General features: G+C 59.6%; 16 protein-coding genes. 4 read left to right on the top strand and 12 right to left on the bottom strand.

What is annotated here, in order from left to right; all coding sequences use genetic code 11:
* Positions 1 to 312: 312 nt before the first annotated feature.
* The 6 genes from ACKVY0_RS21765 to ACKVY0_RS21740 all read right to left on the bottom strand — a co-directional run bounded on the left by ACKVY0_RS21765 (position 313) and on the right by ACKVY0_RS21740 (position 7,818).
* On the bottom strand, positions 313 to 834 hold the full coding sequence (locus ACKVY0_RS21765) for a phospholipase D-like domain-containing protein (protein WP_409216957.1): 522 nt from the start codon (positions 832 to 834) through the stop codon (positions 313 to 315).
* A gap of 145 nt (positions 835 to 979) precedes the next feature.
* The gene (locus tag ACKVY0_RS21760) at positions 980 to 3,250 is read right to left on the bottom strand and encodes a hypothetical protein (RefSeq protein WP_409216956.1); all 2,271 of its coding nucleotides are present in this window, start codon (positions 3,248 to 3,250) and stop codon (positions 980 to 982) included.
* A gap of 539 nt (positions 3,251 to 3,789) precedes the next feature.
* A complete protein-coding gene (locus ACKVY0_RS21755) occupies positions 3,790 to 4,737 on the bottom strand; it encodes an ROK family protein (protein WP_409216955.1) in 948 nt (315 codons plus the stop codon).
* Entirely contained in the window at positions 4,734 to 5,657 is a 924-nt protein-coding gene (gene metF / locus ACKVY0_RS21750; RefSeq protein ID WP_409216954.1) for a methylenetetrahydrofolate reductase [NAD(P)H], read from the bottom strand. The genes ACKVY0_RS21755 and metF overlap by 4 nt, the downstream gene beginning before the upstream one ends.
* Before the next feature lie 109 nt (positions 5,658 to 5,766).
* Positions 5,767 to 7,059, bottom strand: a complete 1,293-nt coding sequence (gene lysA, locus ACKVY0_RS21745) for a diaminopimelate decarboxylase (RefSeq protein WP_409216953.1) — start codon at positions 7,057 to 7,059, stop codon at positions 5,767 to 5,769.
* A gap of 51 nt (positions 7,060 to 7,110) precedes the next feature.
* Positions 7,111 to 7,818: an SGNH/GDSL hydrolase family protein gene (locus ACKVY0_RS21740; protein ID WP_409216952.1), complete on the bottom strand. Its 708-nt coding sequence runs from the start codon at positions 7,816 to 7,818 to the stop codon at positions 7,111 to 7,113.
* 128 nt (positions 7,819 to 7,946) lie between these two features.
* On the opposite strand from ACKVY0_RS21740, the gene ACKVY0_RS21735 reads away from it, so the two are divergent.
* Positions 7,947 to 9,353, top strand: coding sequence for a vanadium-dependent haloperoxidase (locus ACKVY0_RS21735; RefSeq protein WP_409216951.1), 1,407 nt, complete (start codon positions 7,947 to 7,949; stop codon positions 9,351 to 9,353).
* 73 nt (positions 9,354 to 9,426) lie between these two features.
* On the opposite strand, the gene purM is transcribed toward ACKVY0_RS21735, so the two are convergent.
* From purM to ACKVY0_RS21710, 5 genes are all read right to left on the bottom strand, one after another.
* The gene (purM, locus tag ACKVY0_RS21730; RefSeq protein WP_409216950.1) at positions 9,427 to 10,428 is read right to left on the bottom strand and encodes a phosphoribosylformylglycinamidine cyclo-ligase; all 1,002 of its coding nucleotides are present in this window, start codon (positions 10,426 to 10,428) and stop codon (positions 9,427 to 9,429) included.
* Between the two features lie 171 nt (positions 10,429 to 10,599).
* Positions 10,600 to 12,255, bottom strand: a complete 1,656-nt coding sequence (locus ACKVY0_RS21725) for a DUF1549 and DUF1553 domain-containing protein (RefSeq protein ID WP_409216949.1) — start codon at positions 12,253 to 12,255, stop codon at positions 10,600 to 10,602.
* A gap of 203 nt (positions 12,256 to 12,458) precedes the next feature.
* Positions 12,459 to 13,835 carry a DUF1501 domain-containing protein gene (locus tag ACKVY0_RS21720; RefSeq protein ID WP_409216948.1) on the bottom strand — a complete coding sequence of 459 codons (1,377 nt, stop codon included), beginning with the start codon at positions 13,833 to 13,835 and terminating at the stop codon, positions 12,459 to 12,461.
* 173 nt (positions 13,836 to 14,008) lie between these two features.
* Positions 14,009 to 14,185, bottom strand: a complete 177-nt coding sequence (locus ACKVY0_RS21715; RefSeq protein ID WP_409216947.1) for a GNAT family N-acetyltransferase — start codon at positions 14,183 to 14,185, stop codon at positions 14,009 to 14,011.
* Positions 14,175 to 14,453 carry a nucleotidyltransferase family protein gene (locus ACKVY0_RS21710; protein WP_409216958.1) on the bottom strand — a complete coding sequence of 93 codons (279 nt, stop codon included), beginning with the start codon at positions 14,451 to 14,453 and terminating at the stop codon, positions 14,175 to 14,177. The genes ACKVY0_RS21715 and ACKVY0_RS21710 overlap by 11 nt, the downstream gene beginning before the upstream one ends.
* Before the next feature lie 137 nt (positions 14,454 to 14,590).
* Between ACKVY0_RS21710 and ACKVY0_RS21705 the strand changes: the two genes are divergently transcribed.
* Positions 14,591 to 14,851, top strand: a complete 261-nt coding sequence (locus tag ACKVY0_RS21705; protein ID WP_409216946.1) for a hypothetical protein — start codon at positions 14,591 to 14,593, stop codon at positions 14,849 to 14,851.
* Between the two features lie 20 nt (positions 14,852 to 14,871).
* Entirely contained in the window at positions 14,872 to 15,270 is a 399-nt protein-coding gene (locus ACKVY0_RS21700) for an HNH endonuclease (RefSeq protein WP_409216945.1), read from the top strand.
* Positions 15,271 to 15,285: 15 nt separating this feature from the next.
* Here the strand turns inward: ACKVY0_RS21700 and ACKVY0_RS21695 are convergent, their stop codons facing one another.
* The gene (locus ACKVY0_RS21695; protein ID WP_409216944.1) at positions 15,286 to 15,777 is read right to left on the bottom strand and encodes a GNAT family N-acetyltransferase; all 492 of its coding nucleotides are present in this window, start codon (positions 15,775 to 15,777) and stop codon (positions 15,286 to 15,288) included.
* A 210-nt stretch (positions 15,778 to 15,987) separates the two neighbouring features.
* Between ACKVY0_RS21695 and ACKVY0_RS21690 the strand changes: the two genes are divergently transcribed.
* Positions 15,988 to 17,070 carry a Gfo/Idh/MocA family protein gene (locus tag ACKVY0_RS21690; protein ID WP_409216943.1) on the top strand — a complete coding sequence of 361 codons (1,083 nt, stop codon included), beginning with the start codon at positions 15,988 to 15,990 and terminating at the stop codon, positions 17,068 to 17,070.
* Positions 17,071 to 17,397 lie beyond the last annotated feature (327 nt).

Here is a 17,397-nt window from a genome sequence, read left to right as displayed (position 1 = left end):
GTGGGGATGCTCGTATGAGGATAGACTCCCGTCAGCGGCGCATGAGCGGTGTTTCTGCTCCGGCGGAGCTTTGGTGGTCTTCGGGGTCTTATGGCCTCACGAGAGCGGCGTCGCCGATGCCAGGTGCCCCTGGCATCTCTGCCGCCGCACTCCGGGACGCTGGCGCGATTTTCGTCCTCCCAGACCTTTTCGATGCCCCCCTTGGCTAGACGGGGCTTTTTCGTGCAAAAGAGTGCCGCCGACATGGCGGCAGAGGTCTTTTGCAGGGCGGGGAGATGGCACGCGTGGCGGGCAGAGCGCCGTCAAATGGGGCTATACAATCGGATCAGGACAAACGTCGCGGCGCTGGCACTTGAGGCAGTGATCGCCGAGGAAGTAGGCGTCGAGAAACTCCATGAGTGCGCGGATGGTGGCCCGGTCTTCGGTGACGATGCCGGCCTCGAAGTTGCGGCGGTGGTCGCTCTTGGCACCCAGGCCGGCACCGGTGAGGTTGGCGGAGCCGATGTAGGCGATGCGTTCGTCGGCGATGACGCATTTCATGTGCATGCGCGGACAGAGGATGCGGGTGAAGAGATCGCTGCCGATGAGTTCCGGGAAGCGGTCGAAGTCCTGGCGGAAGCGCGGTCCGGGCTCCTTGGCATGCACGAGCCTGACCTCGACACCCTCACGGATCAACCCGGCGAGCACCTCCAGGAACGGCACGAATTTTTTCCGCCCGCCCTCGACGTGCAGATCCTTGATGTCTGCCGTCACGAGCCAGAGCAGCCGTTTGGCCGAAGGCACAATCTCCCGCAGCACCGCGGTGTAAGTGTCGTGATTGAGGACGAGTTTCACGGTCGAAGTCATGGCTCTTGCCTTATTCAAACTGGCCTCCGCAGGCATTGTGTTGATGGGGGGCAATGGAAGGGAGTGGAGCGGCAAAGGGTATGATTTTGAAGATGCACGGTGCAGGGAGTAGTCCTGAATATATTGACCGCTGCTATTTCGTCGTTCCTTTGAATTGACCGCCGCCCATGGTGGTGACCCAAAAGTTAGAGGACGATGAAGGGTCCGCGAAGACGCGTTTGGTGCGGCCAAAAGGGAAGTTAGGGACATTGCTAAAGACCGGAGTGATAGCGTTGCCATCCGGGGCGACGAAGAGACCGTGGCCGTCGGTCGTGGCGTAAATGGTGCGTTTCGTGTTCGATAACACGGTGACGGATTGACAGTATTCATCAGCAAACACGCGAGTCCAAGCGATTCCCATGTTGGTTGTTTTGTAAATGCCGCCGTTACCGGTATTGTTGGCGATGGCTCCATAAACAGAGGCATACCAGGTGCTGGGTGCGGTGGGGTCAACGATCACGTCTTTGGTGAAATACTTCATCTGGGGTGAAGAGCGGTCCAGCCATGTGGTGCCAAAGTCATTGCTCAAAAACACGCCAGAACTTTGTGAGAGGACGCCTTGGGGTGATAAGGTGGCACTGTAGCTTGCGACGAGCTGGCCTGAAGGCAGTACGGTGAGGTTGTATGGGTGGCCAAGAGTTCTTGGCGGGTTGGCACGCTTGGCCCAGGTTAATCCTTTGTTTTTGGAAAGGTAAATGCCACCTAGCGTGCTGAAGCTGTTGGCGACGCAGGCATAGACCCAGGTTGAACGTGCGGCGTTGCCATTGTCGGTGGCCACCCATACGACTGGACCGGGGAATTTGCCATTAGGCAGGCCGTTTGCCTTTAACGAGGACACGCCGGTCCATGAGATGCCATTGTTCGATGAGATGAGCACATCGCCAGTGCCTTTGTTGATGGTGGCGTCATCGATTGTTTGAGTTTCATACATGTCGTGTAAATCGGAGACGGCAGCGTAGAGAGGGGTGCCAGTGGCGCTGCGGGCGAGGCGGTTGCAGTTTGGCCAGCGCTGGGTTCCGTAAGCAGTGAGCAAATTGCGATGAAACCCCCACGTGGCACCAGCGTCAGATGAGTATTGTATGCCGATGTCAGCACTGCCAATCATCATCTCACCCGCGCCAAGAAAAAACATGCAATTGCCAGAGGTCACATTGAGTCCATTTGAGCTGTAGGCTTTGTTAATGGGGACGGCCGTGCCTGGGAGATTCTGAGTGGTGGGTGACACGCATGCCTGCCGCCAGGTAGCGCCACCGTCCAGCGTTAAATACGGACAGGCCCCGGTCACAATCACTGCACGGGGATTGTAATCGGCGACATCGAGTGCGGAAGATGTGGTTCCCCACAAAAAGCTAAAGATGCCGCCATCGCCTTCGAAACCCGTAGTAATGTTCTGATTGGGAATGGACACACCGGGGTTGATCTGCGTTTTGAACGTATTGACCCAGGTGTTGCCACCGTCGCTACTTTTGAATACTTGCTCATTGATGCCCCGTCCCGCACTGCACCAAGGAAAGCGGCTGTCATTGATGGACACATCGACATGACGAACGGCGACGGAAGAGGGGATAGGCTTCTTTACCCACGACGATTTTGGCCCGAGATAGTCCATGCGATAAAGGCCAGCGTAGCTGGAATTGAGAATATAGCGGGTTTCGGTCCACGTTTGGATTGGAACAGTGTTCAACACGGATACCGCAAACAAGCTGATCATCCCAGTGGTGGGATTTTTGGCACCACAGAACTCGATTATTTGCTGACCATCCGTCATGCCAGGGTGAAGATTTTCGAGTGTCCAGCTTGCGCCGTTGTCGGTAGAGACCAACAACCCTATATTCGTACCGATATAAATGGAATTGCCATCCCAAAACACACCGGCTACGCGCAGGCCACCCATGTTAGTAACGCTATAGGCTAGAGAGTAGGAGGAACCATTCGTGCGGGTGAACCAAATTTTTTGATAGTCTTCTAAAACGAGACGCTGCGTACTGCCGCCAGAACCAGTAACATCTGCAAACAAATGTCCAAATATGGACCCTGATGATGAGTTCGCCGGGAGGTTCATCTGCGCCCAAGAAAGGCCGTTATCTGTGCTTATGCATGGCACCGTGGCATTGCTGGTCCATGAATTTCTTTTCGTGGCGTACTGCACAACGCCGCGGCTGCCATAAGTGAACTGAACATTGAAGCCAGGTCCGCAGGCAAGGGTTGGTGTGGGCAGCATCGACCAGGACTGACCCTGATTGGTAGTTCGATAGACCCCCATCATATCACATCCAATGTAGATATGGTTGTTGTTAGCCGGATTAATGGCGGCGCTAATCAAATCGCCGCCACCTGAGATGCCAGACTGGCTGAACGTGGTCAAAGGCGACTGTGCTTGAACCGAATTAGGAACCAGCTGTGAAACAATCAGTGCGCAATAAACTGTGAATATTAGTCGCGCCTTGAATGGACATTTTGCAAACATACGTCCGGTACTAACTCTGCGGCATCAAACGGCGTCAAGATGAATGCCAATTGCCACGACTCTAGGACCGATTTCACTGGGCAATGCCGACTTCCCCACAAATGGGGGCATAGCAGCAGCCGTGTTCCAACTTTAACGAAGTGAAGACCAAGCTGGTCAACATCCGAGCGCAACACGCGAAGATGAACTTCCTCGGCTTCACGATCAACTGGCGAGCCAGTCGGCGCACACGTCGAAGTTACCCACATGTCGAGCCATCGGCGAAGAGCCAAGCGAACCTGCGAGAGAAAGTGAGCGAGGTGATCAACCGCAGCACGACATGGCGAGCACCGAGTGAAGTGGTGGCCGGAGGAACTCGCGAAGCGCTATCGGCCCTCCTGCCTACTCTACTAAGGAGTGTTGCGCTTTCAGCGCATGGATGTCGATCTTGGACCCATTCAAGCCGATGGAATATCAGCGCTCTGCTTCAAATGCCGATCCAGCTCATATTTCCCAAGCGCCAGAGCCCCCAGCAATCCTGAACGTGCTCCCAAACCGGGGGAGACGATGAAGTCGTCGATGGTGCGGTCGAGTTCGGGGACGCGGAGGTAGTGGTTGTTGAGCTTTTTGAGCTGGCCGCGAATGAGGGGCAGGATGTGGTCCTGGCTCATGACGCCGCCGCCGAGGATGATGCGCTTCGGGCAGAGGCTGAGGGTGAGATTCATCAAGGCGTGCGCCATGACATCGGCGACTTCTTCCCACGCGGGATGATCGGGCGGGAGGGCATCGGCCTTGACGCCCCAGCGGGTGGCGAGGGCGGTGCCGCTGACGTAGCCTTCGACGCAGCTTTTGTGAAACGGGCAGTGGCAGGCCTGCTGGATGGCGGTGGAGTTGTGCGGCGGTGGGACGAGGAGATGGCCGATCTCGGGATGCAGCAGGCCGTGCAGGAGCTGGCCATTGATGAGCACCCCGCCACCGACGCCGGTGCCGACGGTGATGTAGATGAGCGGGTCGGTGTCTTGCCCGGCACCCCAGAGGAATTCGGCGAGGACGGCGGCGTTCACATCGGTGTCCCAGGCGATGGGGACGTGGTAGCGGTCCTGCAGCTTGGGCACGATGTTGGTGAACTGCCAGCCGGGCTTGGGCGTGGAGGTGATGTAGCCGTAGGTCTCGCTGTTTTTGTCGAGATCAATGGGGCCGAAGGAGCCAATGCCGATGGCGGCGAAGGGGCCGTGCTTTGATTTCGCCATCGAGAGGAAGCGTGTCACGCCGGCGAGAGTGTCTTCGGGCGTGGTGGTGGCGATGCGGGTTACTTCACGCACGTCATGCGGTCCGGTGCCGACGGCGCAGACGAACTTGGTGCCGCCGGCCTCGATGGCGGCGATGAGTGGCAGTTCCCCGCTCATGATTGCGGCCGCACGGCAGCGGAGTCGCGGATGCCGAGGCTGGAGTAGATCTCCCGCGTGGCGTGGGATTTGTTCAAGGTGTAGAAATGGATGCCATCGACGCTGTGATCGAGCAGGTCGCGGCACTGTTCGGTAGCGTAGTGGATGCCGACTTTCTGCACCGCGTCCTCGTCCTTGCCACAGCGCTGGATGGCGCGCAGGAGCTTGGCAGGATAGCGCGCACCGGCGGCGAGTTCGGCCATGCGGCGCATGCCGGCGGCGCTGGTGATGGGCATGATGCCGGCGATGATGGGAATGTTGATGCCAGCGAGCTGGCAGCGCTCGCGGAAGTCGAAGAAGTCGTGGTTGTCGAAAAACAACTGGGTGCAGATGTAGTCCGCACCGGCATCGACCTTGGCTTTGAGGTAATCCATTTCCAACACGCGATTCGGCGTGGTGGGATGGCCTTCAGGGAAACCGGCGACGCCGATGCCGAAGCCGCGCTTGTCAGGATGCGCACCGCTGGCGTTGAACTTCTTGATGAAGGCGACGAGATCGGCGGCGTGCTGGAAGGCGTCCTTCGCGCGCTCGTAGTTCGCGAGATTTTTCGGCGGATCGCCGCCGAGGGCGAGGATGTTGCTCACGCCGGCCTTGGCGTAGCGTTCGAGGATGCCCGCGATGTCGGCCTCGCTGTGACAGACGCAGGTGAGATGCGGCACGGCATCGAGACTGGTAGTCGTGTTGATGCGGACGACAAGATCATGCGTGAGTTCACGTGTGGAGCCGCCCGCACCGTAGGTGACGCTGACGAACGAGGGCTTGAAGGCTTCGAGTTCGCCGATGGTTTGATACAGCGCCTCGAAGGCTTCCGCAGACTTCGGCGGGAAGAACTCGAACGACAGTGTCGGACGCTGGGCTTTGAGGATGTCGGCGATGTGCATGTGAAGATCAGAAATTTGAACCACTAACTGACACTGACTGGCACTAATTCAGAGTTTTTTGATTCTTATCAGTGTCAGTCAGTGCAAGTCAGTGGTTATGAATATTTTCTCAAGCGATGTGCTCGCCTTTGAGCACGTCATCGAGCGTCTGGCGCTCGCGGACGACGGTGGCTTTGTCACCATCGACGAGGATTTCAGCGGGCATGGGGCGGGTGTTGTAGTTCGAGGCCATCGTGAAGCCATAGGCTCCGGCGCTGAGCACGGCGAGGTAGTCGCCTTCGGCCACATGCGGGATTTCGCGGTTCTGGGCGAGGAAGTCGCCGGATTCGCAGATCGGACCGACGACATCGACTTTTTCGAGCGCGTTCGTCTTGGGCTGCTTGAGTGGCACGATTTGATGCCAGCCCTCGTAAAGCGTCGGGCGGATGAGGTCGTTCATGCCGGCATCGACGATCTTGAAGGTCTTGGCACCGCCGCGCTTTTCGTACAGCACCTTGGTGAGCAGCACCCCGGCGTTGCCGACCATGAAGCGGCCGGGTTCGCAGAGGATGCGCAGGCCGAGCGGCTCCAGATGCGGCACCACGGCCTCGGCGTAGGCCTGAACGGTGAGCGGATGCGTCTCGACATTGTCCTGCCACCACGAAGCATCGCCGGAGTCGAGGCTCTGCTTGTAATTGATGCCAATGCCGCCGCCGATGCTGAAGAATTCGATGCCGTAGCTCTGTTTCACCTGCTTCACGAGCGGGATGACCTTCTGCACCGCTTCGAGGAAAGGATCCACATTGGTGAGCTGCGAGCCGATGTGCATCTGCAGGCCCTTGATGATGAGATTGGGGCAGTCAGCGGCCACGCGGGCATAGACATCGAGGATCTGGTCGAAATCGATGCCGAACTTGTTCTCGCTCTTGCCGGTGGTGATCTTGGCGTGCGTCTTCGCATCGACGTTTGGGTTCACGCGCACGGCGACGGGCGCTTTCAGGCCAATTTCACCGGCGACTTGGTTGATATAATGCAGTTCGGCCTCGGACTCGGCGTTGAAGCAGTAGATGCCGGCTTTGAGGGCGAATTCGATCTCATCGCGGGTCTTGCCGACACCGGCGAAGGTGCATTTCGCGGGATCGCCACCGGCTTTGATGACGCGGTAGAGTTCACCGGCGGAGACGATGTCAAAGCCGCCGCCGAGCTTGGCGATGGAGTTGAGCACGGCGAGGTTCGAGTTCGCCTTCACCGCATAGCAGATGAGGTGGTCCAACTTTTCCAGCGCTGCGTCCAGGCGGGTGAAATGGCCGGTGATGGTGGCCTTGGAATAGACGTATAGCGGCGTGCCGTGCTGTTCGGCGAGCGACTGAAGCGGGACGTTTTCGGCAAACAACTGGCCTTGGTGATAATGAAAGCTGTGCATAAGCGGGCCGCGTAGATAGGCGGGATTCACCCCGGCGCAACCGGCGTGCGGTTACTTTGCGAGCGCTTCGCTGATCGCCTCGGCGACTTTCTTGGCCAGATATTCGCTGCCCGCGCCGGTGTAGTGGACATCGCGCGGATTTTGCATGGTGGCGAGCTGCGGGGTGATGTGGGCGTTGAGGTCGTCGGTGGCGACGCCGTTTTCGGCCATCACTTTGGCGGCGATGGCGTTGTATTCGGGCACCTGGCCGAATCGACGCGGTGGGTTGAGGTCACCTGCGGGGATGGGCGTGGTGGTGGCCCAGATCAATTTGGCACCGGTGGCCTTCAAGGTGGCGACGAGGCTGCGCAGATTGGCCTCGTAATCGGCGGGTTCGACCTGGCGCTTGCCATCGGGCATGTATTTGAGGTCGTGGATGCCCCAGTTGAAGTGAATCACGTCCCATGTGCCGGTGCCGAGCCATTTGGCGATGTTCGCGACGCCGTTCTTCGTTGGTCCGCCGTTGGTGGGGATGCGGTGGACATTGGCTTTGCCCGCCAGCAGTTTCCGCGTGGCCACGGTGTAGCCGATTGAGATGGAATCGCCGATGAGCAGGACGCGGGGCAGGCCGGCGACATCCTGAATCGGGTCCATGGCCGGATTGGGCGCACGTTTGGCCTTGGCGGGAGGGGCGGGCTGCTGGGCTGGGCAGATGATGGAGGAGGCAAGCAGGCTGGAGACGAGCAGTGCAAGCGGCAGGAGCGAGGGCAAGGACTTCATGGTGCCTTTCCAGACTGTTTGCAGGGTTGAGTTCTTTCGGATGAGCGAAATTTTAATACGCAGGGCTTGCCTTGAGATATAATTACCATAAAATATGGATTGTTTAATAAAGCCTCCACGTCTCATTTATGAAAAAAAGCCTCCTTCGTCTTTTGATGCTCCTTGCCCTCACAAGCATGGCGGGAGCTGATGTGATCACTGACTGGAACGCGCTCATGCGCCAGACCTTTGCCGCTGAGGGAAGTACGGCCACGCCGCCATGCAATTCGCGGACTATGGGCATGCTTGGTGGAGCCATGTATGACGCGGTCAACTCGGTGAATCGGAATTACACTTCTTATCTGGGCTACTACGATCCTACCACCAGCGGCAGCGGCATCGACCTGACGGCGGCGGCAGCCACAGCGGCCTACAGCACACTGACCTCCATCTACGAGGACTTGTATGGCGCTGGGAATCCCTATCAGGCGAACTTTGACAATCTCTACAACACTCAAATGTCTTCTCTCACCCCGAGCGACAGCGTGACCCGTGGGTATGAGATCGGGTCGGCTGCTGCTTTGGGCATGATTACAGCCCGTTTGAACGATGGCAAGGACACGGCTTCCAGCTACACCCCGCAGCCGCTCGGCACGGTCGGCCATTGGCAACCGGGAACGACGCCAGGCGCCTGGGGCAGCGGATCAGGCTCCTTCATCAAACCGCAGTGGAGCGAGATGACCCCCTTCGCCATGACGTCCTCAAGCCAGTTCCGCCCAGCGGGCCCAAATGGTTATCAGCCGGCTGATTATGCTGCATGGACGCAGAGTTCAGTCTATGAGGCTGAATTCAACTTGGTAAAGGATATTGGAGGCACGAACAGTACCACTCGTACCGCAGATCAAACCATCATCGCTTACTTCTGGGTGGATGGCCCAGGCACCTCCTCACCGCCTGGTCACTGGAACCGCATCGCGCAAAGCATCTCTGCCAGCATGAGCTTGAGTGTGGAGGACAATGCCCGCCTCTTTGCCCTGCTCAATATCGCCGAGGCAGACGCTGGCATCGCCTCCTGGGATGCCAAGGTCTTTTTTGACACCTGGCGCCCGATGCTTGCCATCAACACGGCAGATTCAGACGGCAATCCCAATACCATTGAAGACGCTCTTTGGACCCCGCTCATCCCCAACCCGTCCTTTGGTGCTTATACCAGCGGACATAGCGCCTTCAGCATGACGGGAGCCACGGTTTTGGCGAATTTCTTTGGCACCGACGACATCGCTTTCAACGTCGATTCCGAATCGCCCTTCTTGCCAGGAGGCTATGAGCGGAGTTTTACCAGCTTCAGCGAAGCTGCCCAGGAGGCCGGCATGAGCCGCATCTACGGCGGCATTCACTGGATGTCCGACAACCTCGATGGTGCCATTCTCGGTGCCAACGTCGCCAACAACACATTTAATACCATGTTCCTCCCCGTTCCCGAGCCTGGCAGTGCCTTGCTGATTTTGTGCTCAGGCCTCGCCTTCATGCTGCGCCGACGCTCACGCTTTACATGAGCATGGAGGAGGGGGATCATCCTGATCCCCTTTTTCAAAACAAGCTGCGGAATCAAGATGATCCCTCTCCTCCTCAGACGACTTCCACGCTCACCTGGGCGCTCGTATCCATCGTGCCGATGACCTTCGCGCCGTTGCCGCAGGCCAGCGCCTTGTCCACATCCTCAGGGGAGACAATCGCTACCCAGCCGAGGCCCATGTTGAAGGTGTCGAAGGCGTCCTTCGGGTCCGCGTGACGCAGCACCTTCTGCACCACGTCGTTTTGCCAGAACGGAATGCGCAGGTTCGCGCCGAGGCCGCGCTTCAGGAAGATGCGGCCGAGATTCTCGGGCAGACCGCCACCGGTGATGTGCGCCATCGCACGCGGGCGTACGCCAGCCGCTTTGAGCGCCTTTGTCTCCTCATGATAAAGCAGCGTCGGCAGCAGCAGCGTGCGCATTTCGTCCTCGCTGAAGGTGAGCTTTTCCTTATCGATGATGCGGCGCACGAGGCTGAAGCCGTTCGCGTGGAAGCCCGCACTGGGCCAACCGATGAGCACGTCTCCGGCGGCGATGGTGCCGGGGTCGAGCATGTCTTCCTTCTCGCAGGCACCGATGGCGAAGCCGCTGAGCTCGACCATGCCCTCGGGCACCATGCCGGGCATCTCGGCCGTTTCACCGCCGGCGAGGATGCAGTTGCACGCCTCCAGGTATTCCGTCATGCCGGCGATGATGCGGGTGATCTGCCGCTTGTCGATCTTCGGGATGCCCACGTAGTCGAGGAACATGATGGGATCGGCACCCGTGGTGAGCACGTCGTTCACGTTCATCGCCACGAGGTCTTTGCCGGCGGCTTCGAGCTGATCGTGCTTGAGCAGCAGCTCGATCTTCGTGCCCACGCCATCACAGCCAGTGAGGATCATGGGGTGCTTGTAACCGCTGAGGTCGTAGGCGGCGGCAAACAGGCCAAAGGGATTCGCCAGCTTCCGGTTGCGCTGCGTGCGCTTCACCAGCACTCCGATGTCATCGACCAGCGACGCTGCTTCGTGAATATCGACGCCGGCTTGTTTGTAAGTGTGTGCGGAAGGGCTGCTCATGGGAAAATAGTGACCTGCTGACTAGCCCGAAAGCCGGGGCGGCTCAAACGGAAACTCATCCGCCGGGAGCGCGAGTTCCCAGCGCACCTGAATTTACTGGAGCGTGAGACCGGCTGCCACCCGGTGGATGCTTTGACCGCCGCGTTATGAAGGCGGTGCTTGGTTCATGCTTCAGTCCACGTAAATGAACTCGTTCGAGTTCAACAAGGCCAGGCAGTAGTCAGCGAGTGCTTCCTGGAAGCTCGGGGTCAACGATGTCTGTTTCTGCAGGAACTGCCGTCCCGCTTCGATCTCCTGCTTCGTCGGTTGGCGTGACAAACAACGCAAGGTGGCATCGGTGATGAGTGCGGCGGCATCGGCGCCGTGCGCTGCATTCAAATCAGTGGCGAGTTTGGCGGCGATGCCATGGGCGAACTCGGAATTGAGCAGCATCAGAACCTGTGGAGCCGTCGTGGACTCGTTGCGGCGGGCGCAGCTCATCTGGGCGTCGGGACGATCGAATAACTCGAACAACGGATGACGCAAATTGCGACGGGCGAAGGTGTAGATGCTGCGTCGATTGTGCTCGGTGGCATCGGGGTTCACCTCGTGCTGTTTTTTGAGCAGCGTGTCGCTGATTTCCTTCGGCAGCGGCAGTTTGACGCCGAGACCGCCGGTTTTGAGATTGAGCTGGCCGCTGACGCTGAGCATCGCATCGCGCAGCATCTCGCCGGTGAGGCGTTTGGGCGGCAGATCGGCCTGCTGGTAGTGCTGCGACATCACGATGGCCTTGTGCAGCTTCTTGAGGCTCCAGTTTTGCCGTGGCAGCTCGGCGGCAAGCCAGTCGAGCAGCGCGGGATTCGTCGGAGCTTCGCCTTGATGACCGAGATCGCCGGGAATCGCCGCCAGCGGCGTGCCGAAGTGCTGCTGCCAGAGGCGATTCGCCATCGTGCGGAGGAAGATCGTGTTGTCTTTGCTGGCGATCCATTTCGCGAGTGCGGCACGATCTGCATTGGGCGGTGTTTCGCCGAAAAGGCGTGGAAACGCGGGTTGAATCGCGGGACCGGGCCGTTTGAGGTCACCACGCACGAAGACAGTGCTGGCAGGCACGCCTTCGGTGAAGACGCGCACAAACGGGCCGAGCGGTTTGCGCTCCTTGGGCAGCACGGTGTTGTCAAAGAAGGCCCGCAGCCGATAAAAGTCGGCCTGGCTGATGGGATCATACGGATGATCGTGGCACTGCGCGCAACCGACCGTGAGGCCGAGGCCCACGGAACCGACGGTGGTGGTGATGTCGTTGAGAAGGACATGGCGGCGCTCGTCTTGTTTGTTGAGGTCCGGCATGTCCGGGCAGGCAAACAGAAAGCCGGTGGCCGTTTCATCGCCCATCAAATCGCCCGCGATCTGTTTTTGGACGAAGACATCGAAGGGCATGTCGTTGTTCAGCGCGTCGATGGCCCAGTCGCGATACTGCCACGCACGGTTGCGTTCGGCATCGTATTCAAAGCCGTCTGTTTCCGCGAAGCGAGCGAGATCGAGCCACCATTGGGCCCAATGTTCGCCGTAACGCGGACTTGCGAGGAGTTTGTCCACCAAGGCTTCATAGGAGGGATGGGACTGATGAACAAACGCGCGCACCGCTTCTGAAGAAGGCGGCAGACCGGTGAGATCGAAGGTGAGGCGGCGAATGAGTGTGGCGGGATCAGCTTTGGCGTCTGCCTTGATGAAATCATCGATGCCGGTCTTGCCAGGAGTGGTTTGCAGCGGCTTGAAGGCCCAGTGGTCACGACCTTTGGCTGTGATCGGTGGTTCATCCTTCACGGGATCGGCGGAGGCGTGGATGGCCACGGCGCGAGCGTCAACCCAGCCAAGCAAAAGGCTCAAACTGATGCTGAAGAGGGCACGCTTTGCCTGAACGGATATGCCGCAGAGGGGCAAAGAGGCAGAGGGGGCAGAGGCTTGATTCAAGAATCTCTGCGCGCTCTGCCTCTTTGCCTCTCTGCGGCAAATCCGAGCGGCCACAGACTCTCCTGTGTTTGCAGCATTCATGCTCATGCAAGGATTCCCTTCACGACATGGCTTTCTTCCACGCCGGTGAGGCGTTGATCGAGGCCGTTGAGGCGGAAGGTGAGGCGCTCGTGATCCAGGCCGAGAGTGTGCAGGATCGTGGCGTGGAGGTCGTGGATGTGGACTTTGTCCTCGGCGGCACGCAGGCCGAATTCATCCGTGGCTCCATGCACATGACCGTGCTTCACGCCGGCACCCATGAGCACGGTGGTGAATCCCCAGGGGTTGTGATCGCGGCCCACGCCCTTCTCGCTCATCGGCATGCGGCCAAATTCGCCGCCCCAGATGACGAGCGTGTCCTCCAGCAGGCCGCGCTGCTTCAAATCGCGGATCAAACCGGCCACGGGTTTGTCAGTGCGGGCGCAGAGGTCGGTGTGGTTCTTCATCACGTTTTCGTGTGCGTCCCAGCCATTCGTGTCACCAGAGTAAAGCTGCACGAAGCGCACGCCGCGCTCGATCATGCGCCGTGCGAGCAGGCAGCGCGTGCCGAACTCCTTCGTCTGCGGGTCGTCGATGCCGTAAAGGTGCTTGGTGGCCTCGGTTTCGAGCGAAATGTCCACCGCTTCCGGCGCGGCGCTCTGCATGCGGAAGGCCAACTCGTAGGCGCGGATGCGGGCGTCGAGGTCGCTGTCGGCTGCACGCTTCGCCTGATGCTGCACGTTCATCTGCTGAATGAGATCGAGCGTGGCACGTTGGCGTGCGCTGCTTTGCGGACTGTGCAGATGCAGGATGGGATTGTCACCGGCACGCATCGTGGTGCCTTGATACGTCGCTGGCAGATAACCACTGCCCCAGGCTGGTGGACCGCCTTTCAAACCACCGCCGGGATCGGGCATGACGACAAACGCAGGCATATCGGCGTTCTCGGAGCCGAGACCATACGACACCCAACTGCCCATGCTCGGCTTGCCCATCTGAACGGAGCCGGTGTTCATCTGATAGACCGACTGCGGATGATTCACGCTGTCGCCATGGCAGCTCCTGATCACGCACATCTCATCGGCGATGCCCGCCATGTGCGGCAGGAAGTCGCTGATCTCGATCCCGCTCTGCCCGTGCTGCCGAAACGGCTTCACCGGTGCCAGCAGCGGGTTTTGCGCAACTTTGCGCCGTGTCTCGACGGTGCCGTAGCTCTCCGGCAGCGGTTTGCCCGCATGGCGGATGAGTTCGGGCTTCGGGTCAAACAAATCGACATGACTCGGGCCGCCGTGCATGAACAGCCAGATCACCCGCTTCGCCTTCGCCGGGAAATGCGAACGCGACTCGGCCATCAGGTGCGACATCGCCACGCCGGACAGGCCCATGGCCGTCGTGCCGATGAGGCGGCGACGGGAGAGCGTGTTGGTGAGGTCGCGAGGCATGGCGTGAAGACGTTGGCCGAGAGGCGGTTCTAGCGGGTTGGGTGGCGAACGTCAAGCTGCCGAACCATCACGCTCTGGCGAGCGTGGCCACTGGCCGTAGCCGCATTCGCCAGAATGCGGAGGGCGCTTTCGCAAGCACCTCGGCGTCCATGCTCTGGCGAGCATGGCTACGTTTACAGCATCTTCTGCATCCAGATCACGTCGAGCCAGCGGTCGTGCTTGTGGCCGATTTCTTTGAGGTGGGAGACTTTGACGAAGCCGAATTTGGCGTGGAGGGCGATGCTGGCCTGCTGATCGGCATCAATGCCGCCGAGGACGGTGTGGTGGCCGTGTTGTTTGTCACTGAGCATACACGGTGACAGGCGCGGCCAGGATGGCACGGCGGCGGTAAGGATTGCGGCTGCGCTCCACCGCCGGACGGCTGGGCAAATCGACGGGATGCCCGAGCTGCTGTTCGAGTTCCTCATTCAAGCCACCCATTTCCAGCAGTCCCGCGTTCGCCTGAGGGAGAAATTCGACGAGAAAGTCAAAGTCGCTCCCGTCGTGCGCCTGCCCGCTGGCACGCGAGCCAAACAACTCCATGCGCACGACCGCGTGGCGTTGGCAGACAGGGCGGATCGCTGCGCTGAGACGCGGCTAATCGAGCGGTGCTGGCGGTGACTGGATCACGGCTGAAGAATAGCCGCACGCTCCGTTCGCGCATCTCAGCAGAACTCCAGGCTTGCGGCAGCGCGGCCTATTGTACACATTGAGGCATGACTCCCTCACTTGAACCCACTGCCTTGGGACGCCTGCTGCGGCCCATGAGCAAAAGCATGAGCAGGGAACTGGCGCATGAACTGGTGAGGCTGAAGGTGGAGGAGGACACGCAGCAACGCTACGATTACCTCGCCACTGGCCGTCGTGAAGGCACGCTGACGCCGGACGAGGAGGCGGAATTGCAGGATCTCGTGCAGGTAAATTCGGTGCTGTCGATGCTCAAGGCTGAGGCACGGCTGCTCCTCGCTGCTGCGTGAACCTGAACGCCTGCTGACGGATGACCCGCACGACCACTGAACGAGTGCGCCAGCGTGCAGGCCACCGCTGCGAGTATTGTGGCATCCCGGAGACGGATTCCGGCCTGCGTTTTCATGTGGAGCACATCATCGCCCGCCAGCATGGCGGAGCGAATGATGAAGATAACCTCGCGCTGGCCTGTCCTGACTGCAATTGGCGCAAAGGCACCAACCTCACCGGTCTCGATCCCGATTCCGGCCTGGTGACGGTGCTGTTTCATCCGCGTCGGGACAAATGGATGGATCACTTTCAAACGGAACCACCCCGCATCCTCGGCAAGACGCCTGCGGGACGCACGACGGCATGGCTGCTGGACATGAACAACCCCGTCCAGCTACGCCACCGGCTCTGGCTGATGCGTTTGGGTGAATGGCCATGATCACATCGTGCCTGGCTACAGCATCTTCTGCATCCAGATCACATCGAGCCAGCGCCCGTGCTTGTGGCCGACTTCCTTGAGGCGGGAGACTTGTTCGAAGCCGAATTTGGCGTGGAGGGCGATGCTGGCGGCTTGTTCGGCATCAGCACCGCCGAGGACGGTGTGGTGGCCGATTTCCTTCGCCAGACGCAGCAGTTCGCCGAGCAGGAGACTGCCGAGGCCTTTGCCCCGATGCTGATGATGAAGATAAATGGAATCTTCGACGCTGTGGCAGTAAGCCTGACGTGCATGAAAGCGGCTGAGCGAAGCCCAGCCGATAATCTGGCCGTTTTCTTCGGCGACGATGACGGGATGTTCGGGGCCGTGCGCGTCGAACCAGTCGCGCCGTTCCTGCGCGGTGCTGGGCACGGTTTGGTAGGTGCAGGTGCTGTGCTCGACGTAGTGATTGTAGATCGCGTTGATGGCGTCGAGATCGGCTGCGGTGGCTGGGCGGGTGGTGACGGGCATGGGGGCAAGGATCAATGCGTTAGCAGGAAAGAAATCGGGCAAATGCCGAATGACGAATTCAGAATGACGAAGGAATGAGCAATTCCTAAGCACGAAAATCGGCGGTCGCAGGGGATTTGTCGTCAGCCTTTTACAGTCTTGACTCCGCTGCTCCCGCCCGGCATTCTCGCGCCCGGATTTTCATCCTTCAACCCTACACACACAATCTTTATGGCAATCAAAGCAGGAGTCATCGGAGCAGGCGGCATGTTGCAGTATCACGCGGCGGGTTTCCGCCAAGCGGGCGCGGAAATCGTGGCAGTGGCCGATGCGGCCCCCGGCGCAGCCGCCAAAGCGGCGGAGAAGTATGGCATCGCCAAGTCGTATGATTCTGTGGAAGCGATGCTCGCAGGCAGTCCTGAGATTGAAGCCGTGAGCATCATCGTGCCGAACAAATTTCACAAACCGCTCACCATTCAGTGCCTTGAAGCGGGCAAGCACGTCTTCTCCGAAAAACCACCCGCGCTGAATGCTGGCGAAGTGCAGGAAATCATCGCGGCGGCCAAAAAAGCCGGGAAACAGGTGCTGTTTAACTTCAACAACCGTGCCCGCCCTGAATCGCAGGCGATGATGACCTACATCGACCAAGGCGTGGTCGGCACCATCAACTCCGCGCAGGCCAAGTGGATCCGCCGCACCGGCATCCCCGGCTTTGGCGGCTGGTTCACCACCAAGGAACTCTCCGGCGGCGGTCCGCTCATCGACCTCCTACACATGGTCGATCTCGCCATGTATTTCATGGGCTACCCCGAGCCTGCGCATGTGCTCGGCCAGACCTTCTCCGATTTCATTCAGGACAAGCAATTCAAAGGCCCCTGGGGCATCCCCGACCGCGTCGGCGGCACCACCGATGTGGAAAACGCCGCACACGGCTTCGTCACCTTCAAGACCGGCCAAGTGCTCAGCCTCCAAGTCTCCTGGGCTGAAATGGTGAAGCGTGAGGAAGTCTCCGTCGTCTTCCAAGGCACCAAAGCCGGCGGCAAAGTCGAGCGCCTCTTCGGCATCGACGGACTCGACAACACCGCCATCGACACCTGCGAACTCTACGTCCAGGAGAACGGCAACAGCGTGAACCGCAGCATCGTCACCCCTGCCTGTGAGGACATGGGCCGTATCGGCTCCGCCGCGAACTTCATCGACGCCATCACCGGCAAAGCCGCCCCGCTGAACACCCCCGAGCAAGCCCTCCGCCTGATGCAGGTCATCGACGCCATCTACGCCTCCGCGAAGACGAAGAAGCCGGTGTCGATTTAAGGAGCCTCGAATCAAATCCACAGGGAGAATGGGCTGGGGCCCGTTCTCCCTTTTTGCATTTAATCTGGCGGCTCCTCGTAGCGGAAAACGTCAGTTTTCCGATCTGGGTATCGACCGCTCATCATTCGCTTTCGGCGTGCTGACGCCCGCCGCTACGAATAACAAATGGCGCCTACACTCACTCCGCCTTCTTCTTTTTCTTCCCAGCGGCTCTCTTCGAATCCGTGCCGCCGTTCGGGCTGAGGCGCTTCCCCCAGTCGGGACCTTCGGCGTCGATCTTGGCGTTGTGCTCGATGAGGCGGGCTTTGAGCTCGTGGAAGCGCTGAG

Source organism: Prosthecobacter sp. (assembly GCF_046154365.1).
In the GTDB taxonomy this organism is placed as follows: domain Bacteria; phylum Verrucomicrobiota; class Verrucomicrobiia; order Verrucomicrobiales; family Verrucomicrobiaceae; genus Prosthecobacter.
This window is presented reverse-complemented; position numbering and strand designations above follow the sequence as displayed.

Coding starts and splice junctions, on each gene's coding strand:
- ACKVY0_RS21690 (WP_409216943.1), top strand. CDS start 15,988: ATGGCAATCAAAGCAGGAGTCATCGGAGCAGGCGGCATGTTGCAGTAT.
- ACKVY0_RS21755 (WP_409216955.1), bottom strand. CDS start 4,737: ATGAGCGGGGAACTGCCACTCATCGCCGCCATCGAGGCCGGCGGCACC.
- ACKVY0_RS21740 (WP_409216952.1), bottom strand. CDS start 7,818: ATGAAGTCCTTGCCCTCGCTCCTGCCGCTTGCACTGCTCGTCTCCAGC.
- ACKVY0_RS21705 (WP_409216946.1), top strand. CDS start 14,591: ATGACTCCCTCACTTGAACCCACTGCCTTGGGACGCCTGCTGCGGCCC.
- ACKVY0_RS21715 (WP_409216947.1), bottom strand. CDS start 14,185: ATGCTCAGTGACAAACAACACGGCCACCACACCGTCCTCGGCGGCATT.
- ACKVY0_RS21695 (WP_409216944.1), bottom strand. CDS start 15,777: ATGCCCGTCACCACCCGCCCAGCCACCGCAGCCGATCTCGACGCCATC.
- ACKVY0_RS21735 (WP_409216951.1), top strand. CDS start 7,947: ATGAAAAAAAGCCTCCTTCGTCTTTTGATGCTCCTTGCCCTCACAAGC.
- ACKVY0_RS21700 (WP_409216945.1), top strand. CDS start 14,872: ATGACCCGCACGACCACTGAACGAGTGCGCCAGCGTGCAGGCCACCGC.
- metF (WP_409216954.1), bottom strand. CDS start 5,657: ATGCACATCGCCGACATCCTCAAAGCCCAGCGTCCGACACTGTCGTTC.
- lysA (WP_409216953.1), bottom strand. CDS start 7,059: ATGCACAGCTTTCATTATCACCAAGGCCAGTTGTTTGCCGAAAACGTC.
- ACKVY0_RS21720 (WP_409216948.1), bottom strand. CDS start 13,835: ATGCCTCGCGACCTCACCAACACGCTCTCCCGTCGCCGCCTCATCGGC.
- purM (WP_409216950.1), bottom strand. CDS start 10,428: ATGAGCAGCCCTTCCGCACACACTTACAAACAAGCCGGCGTCGATATT.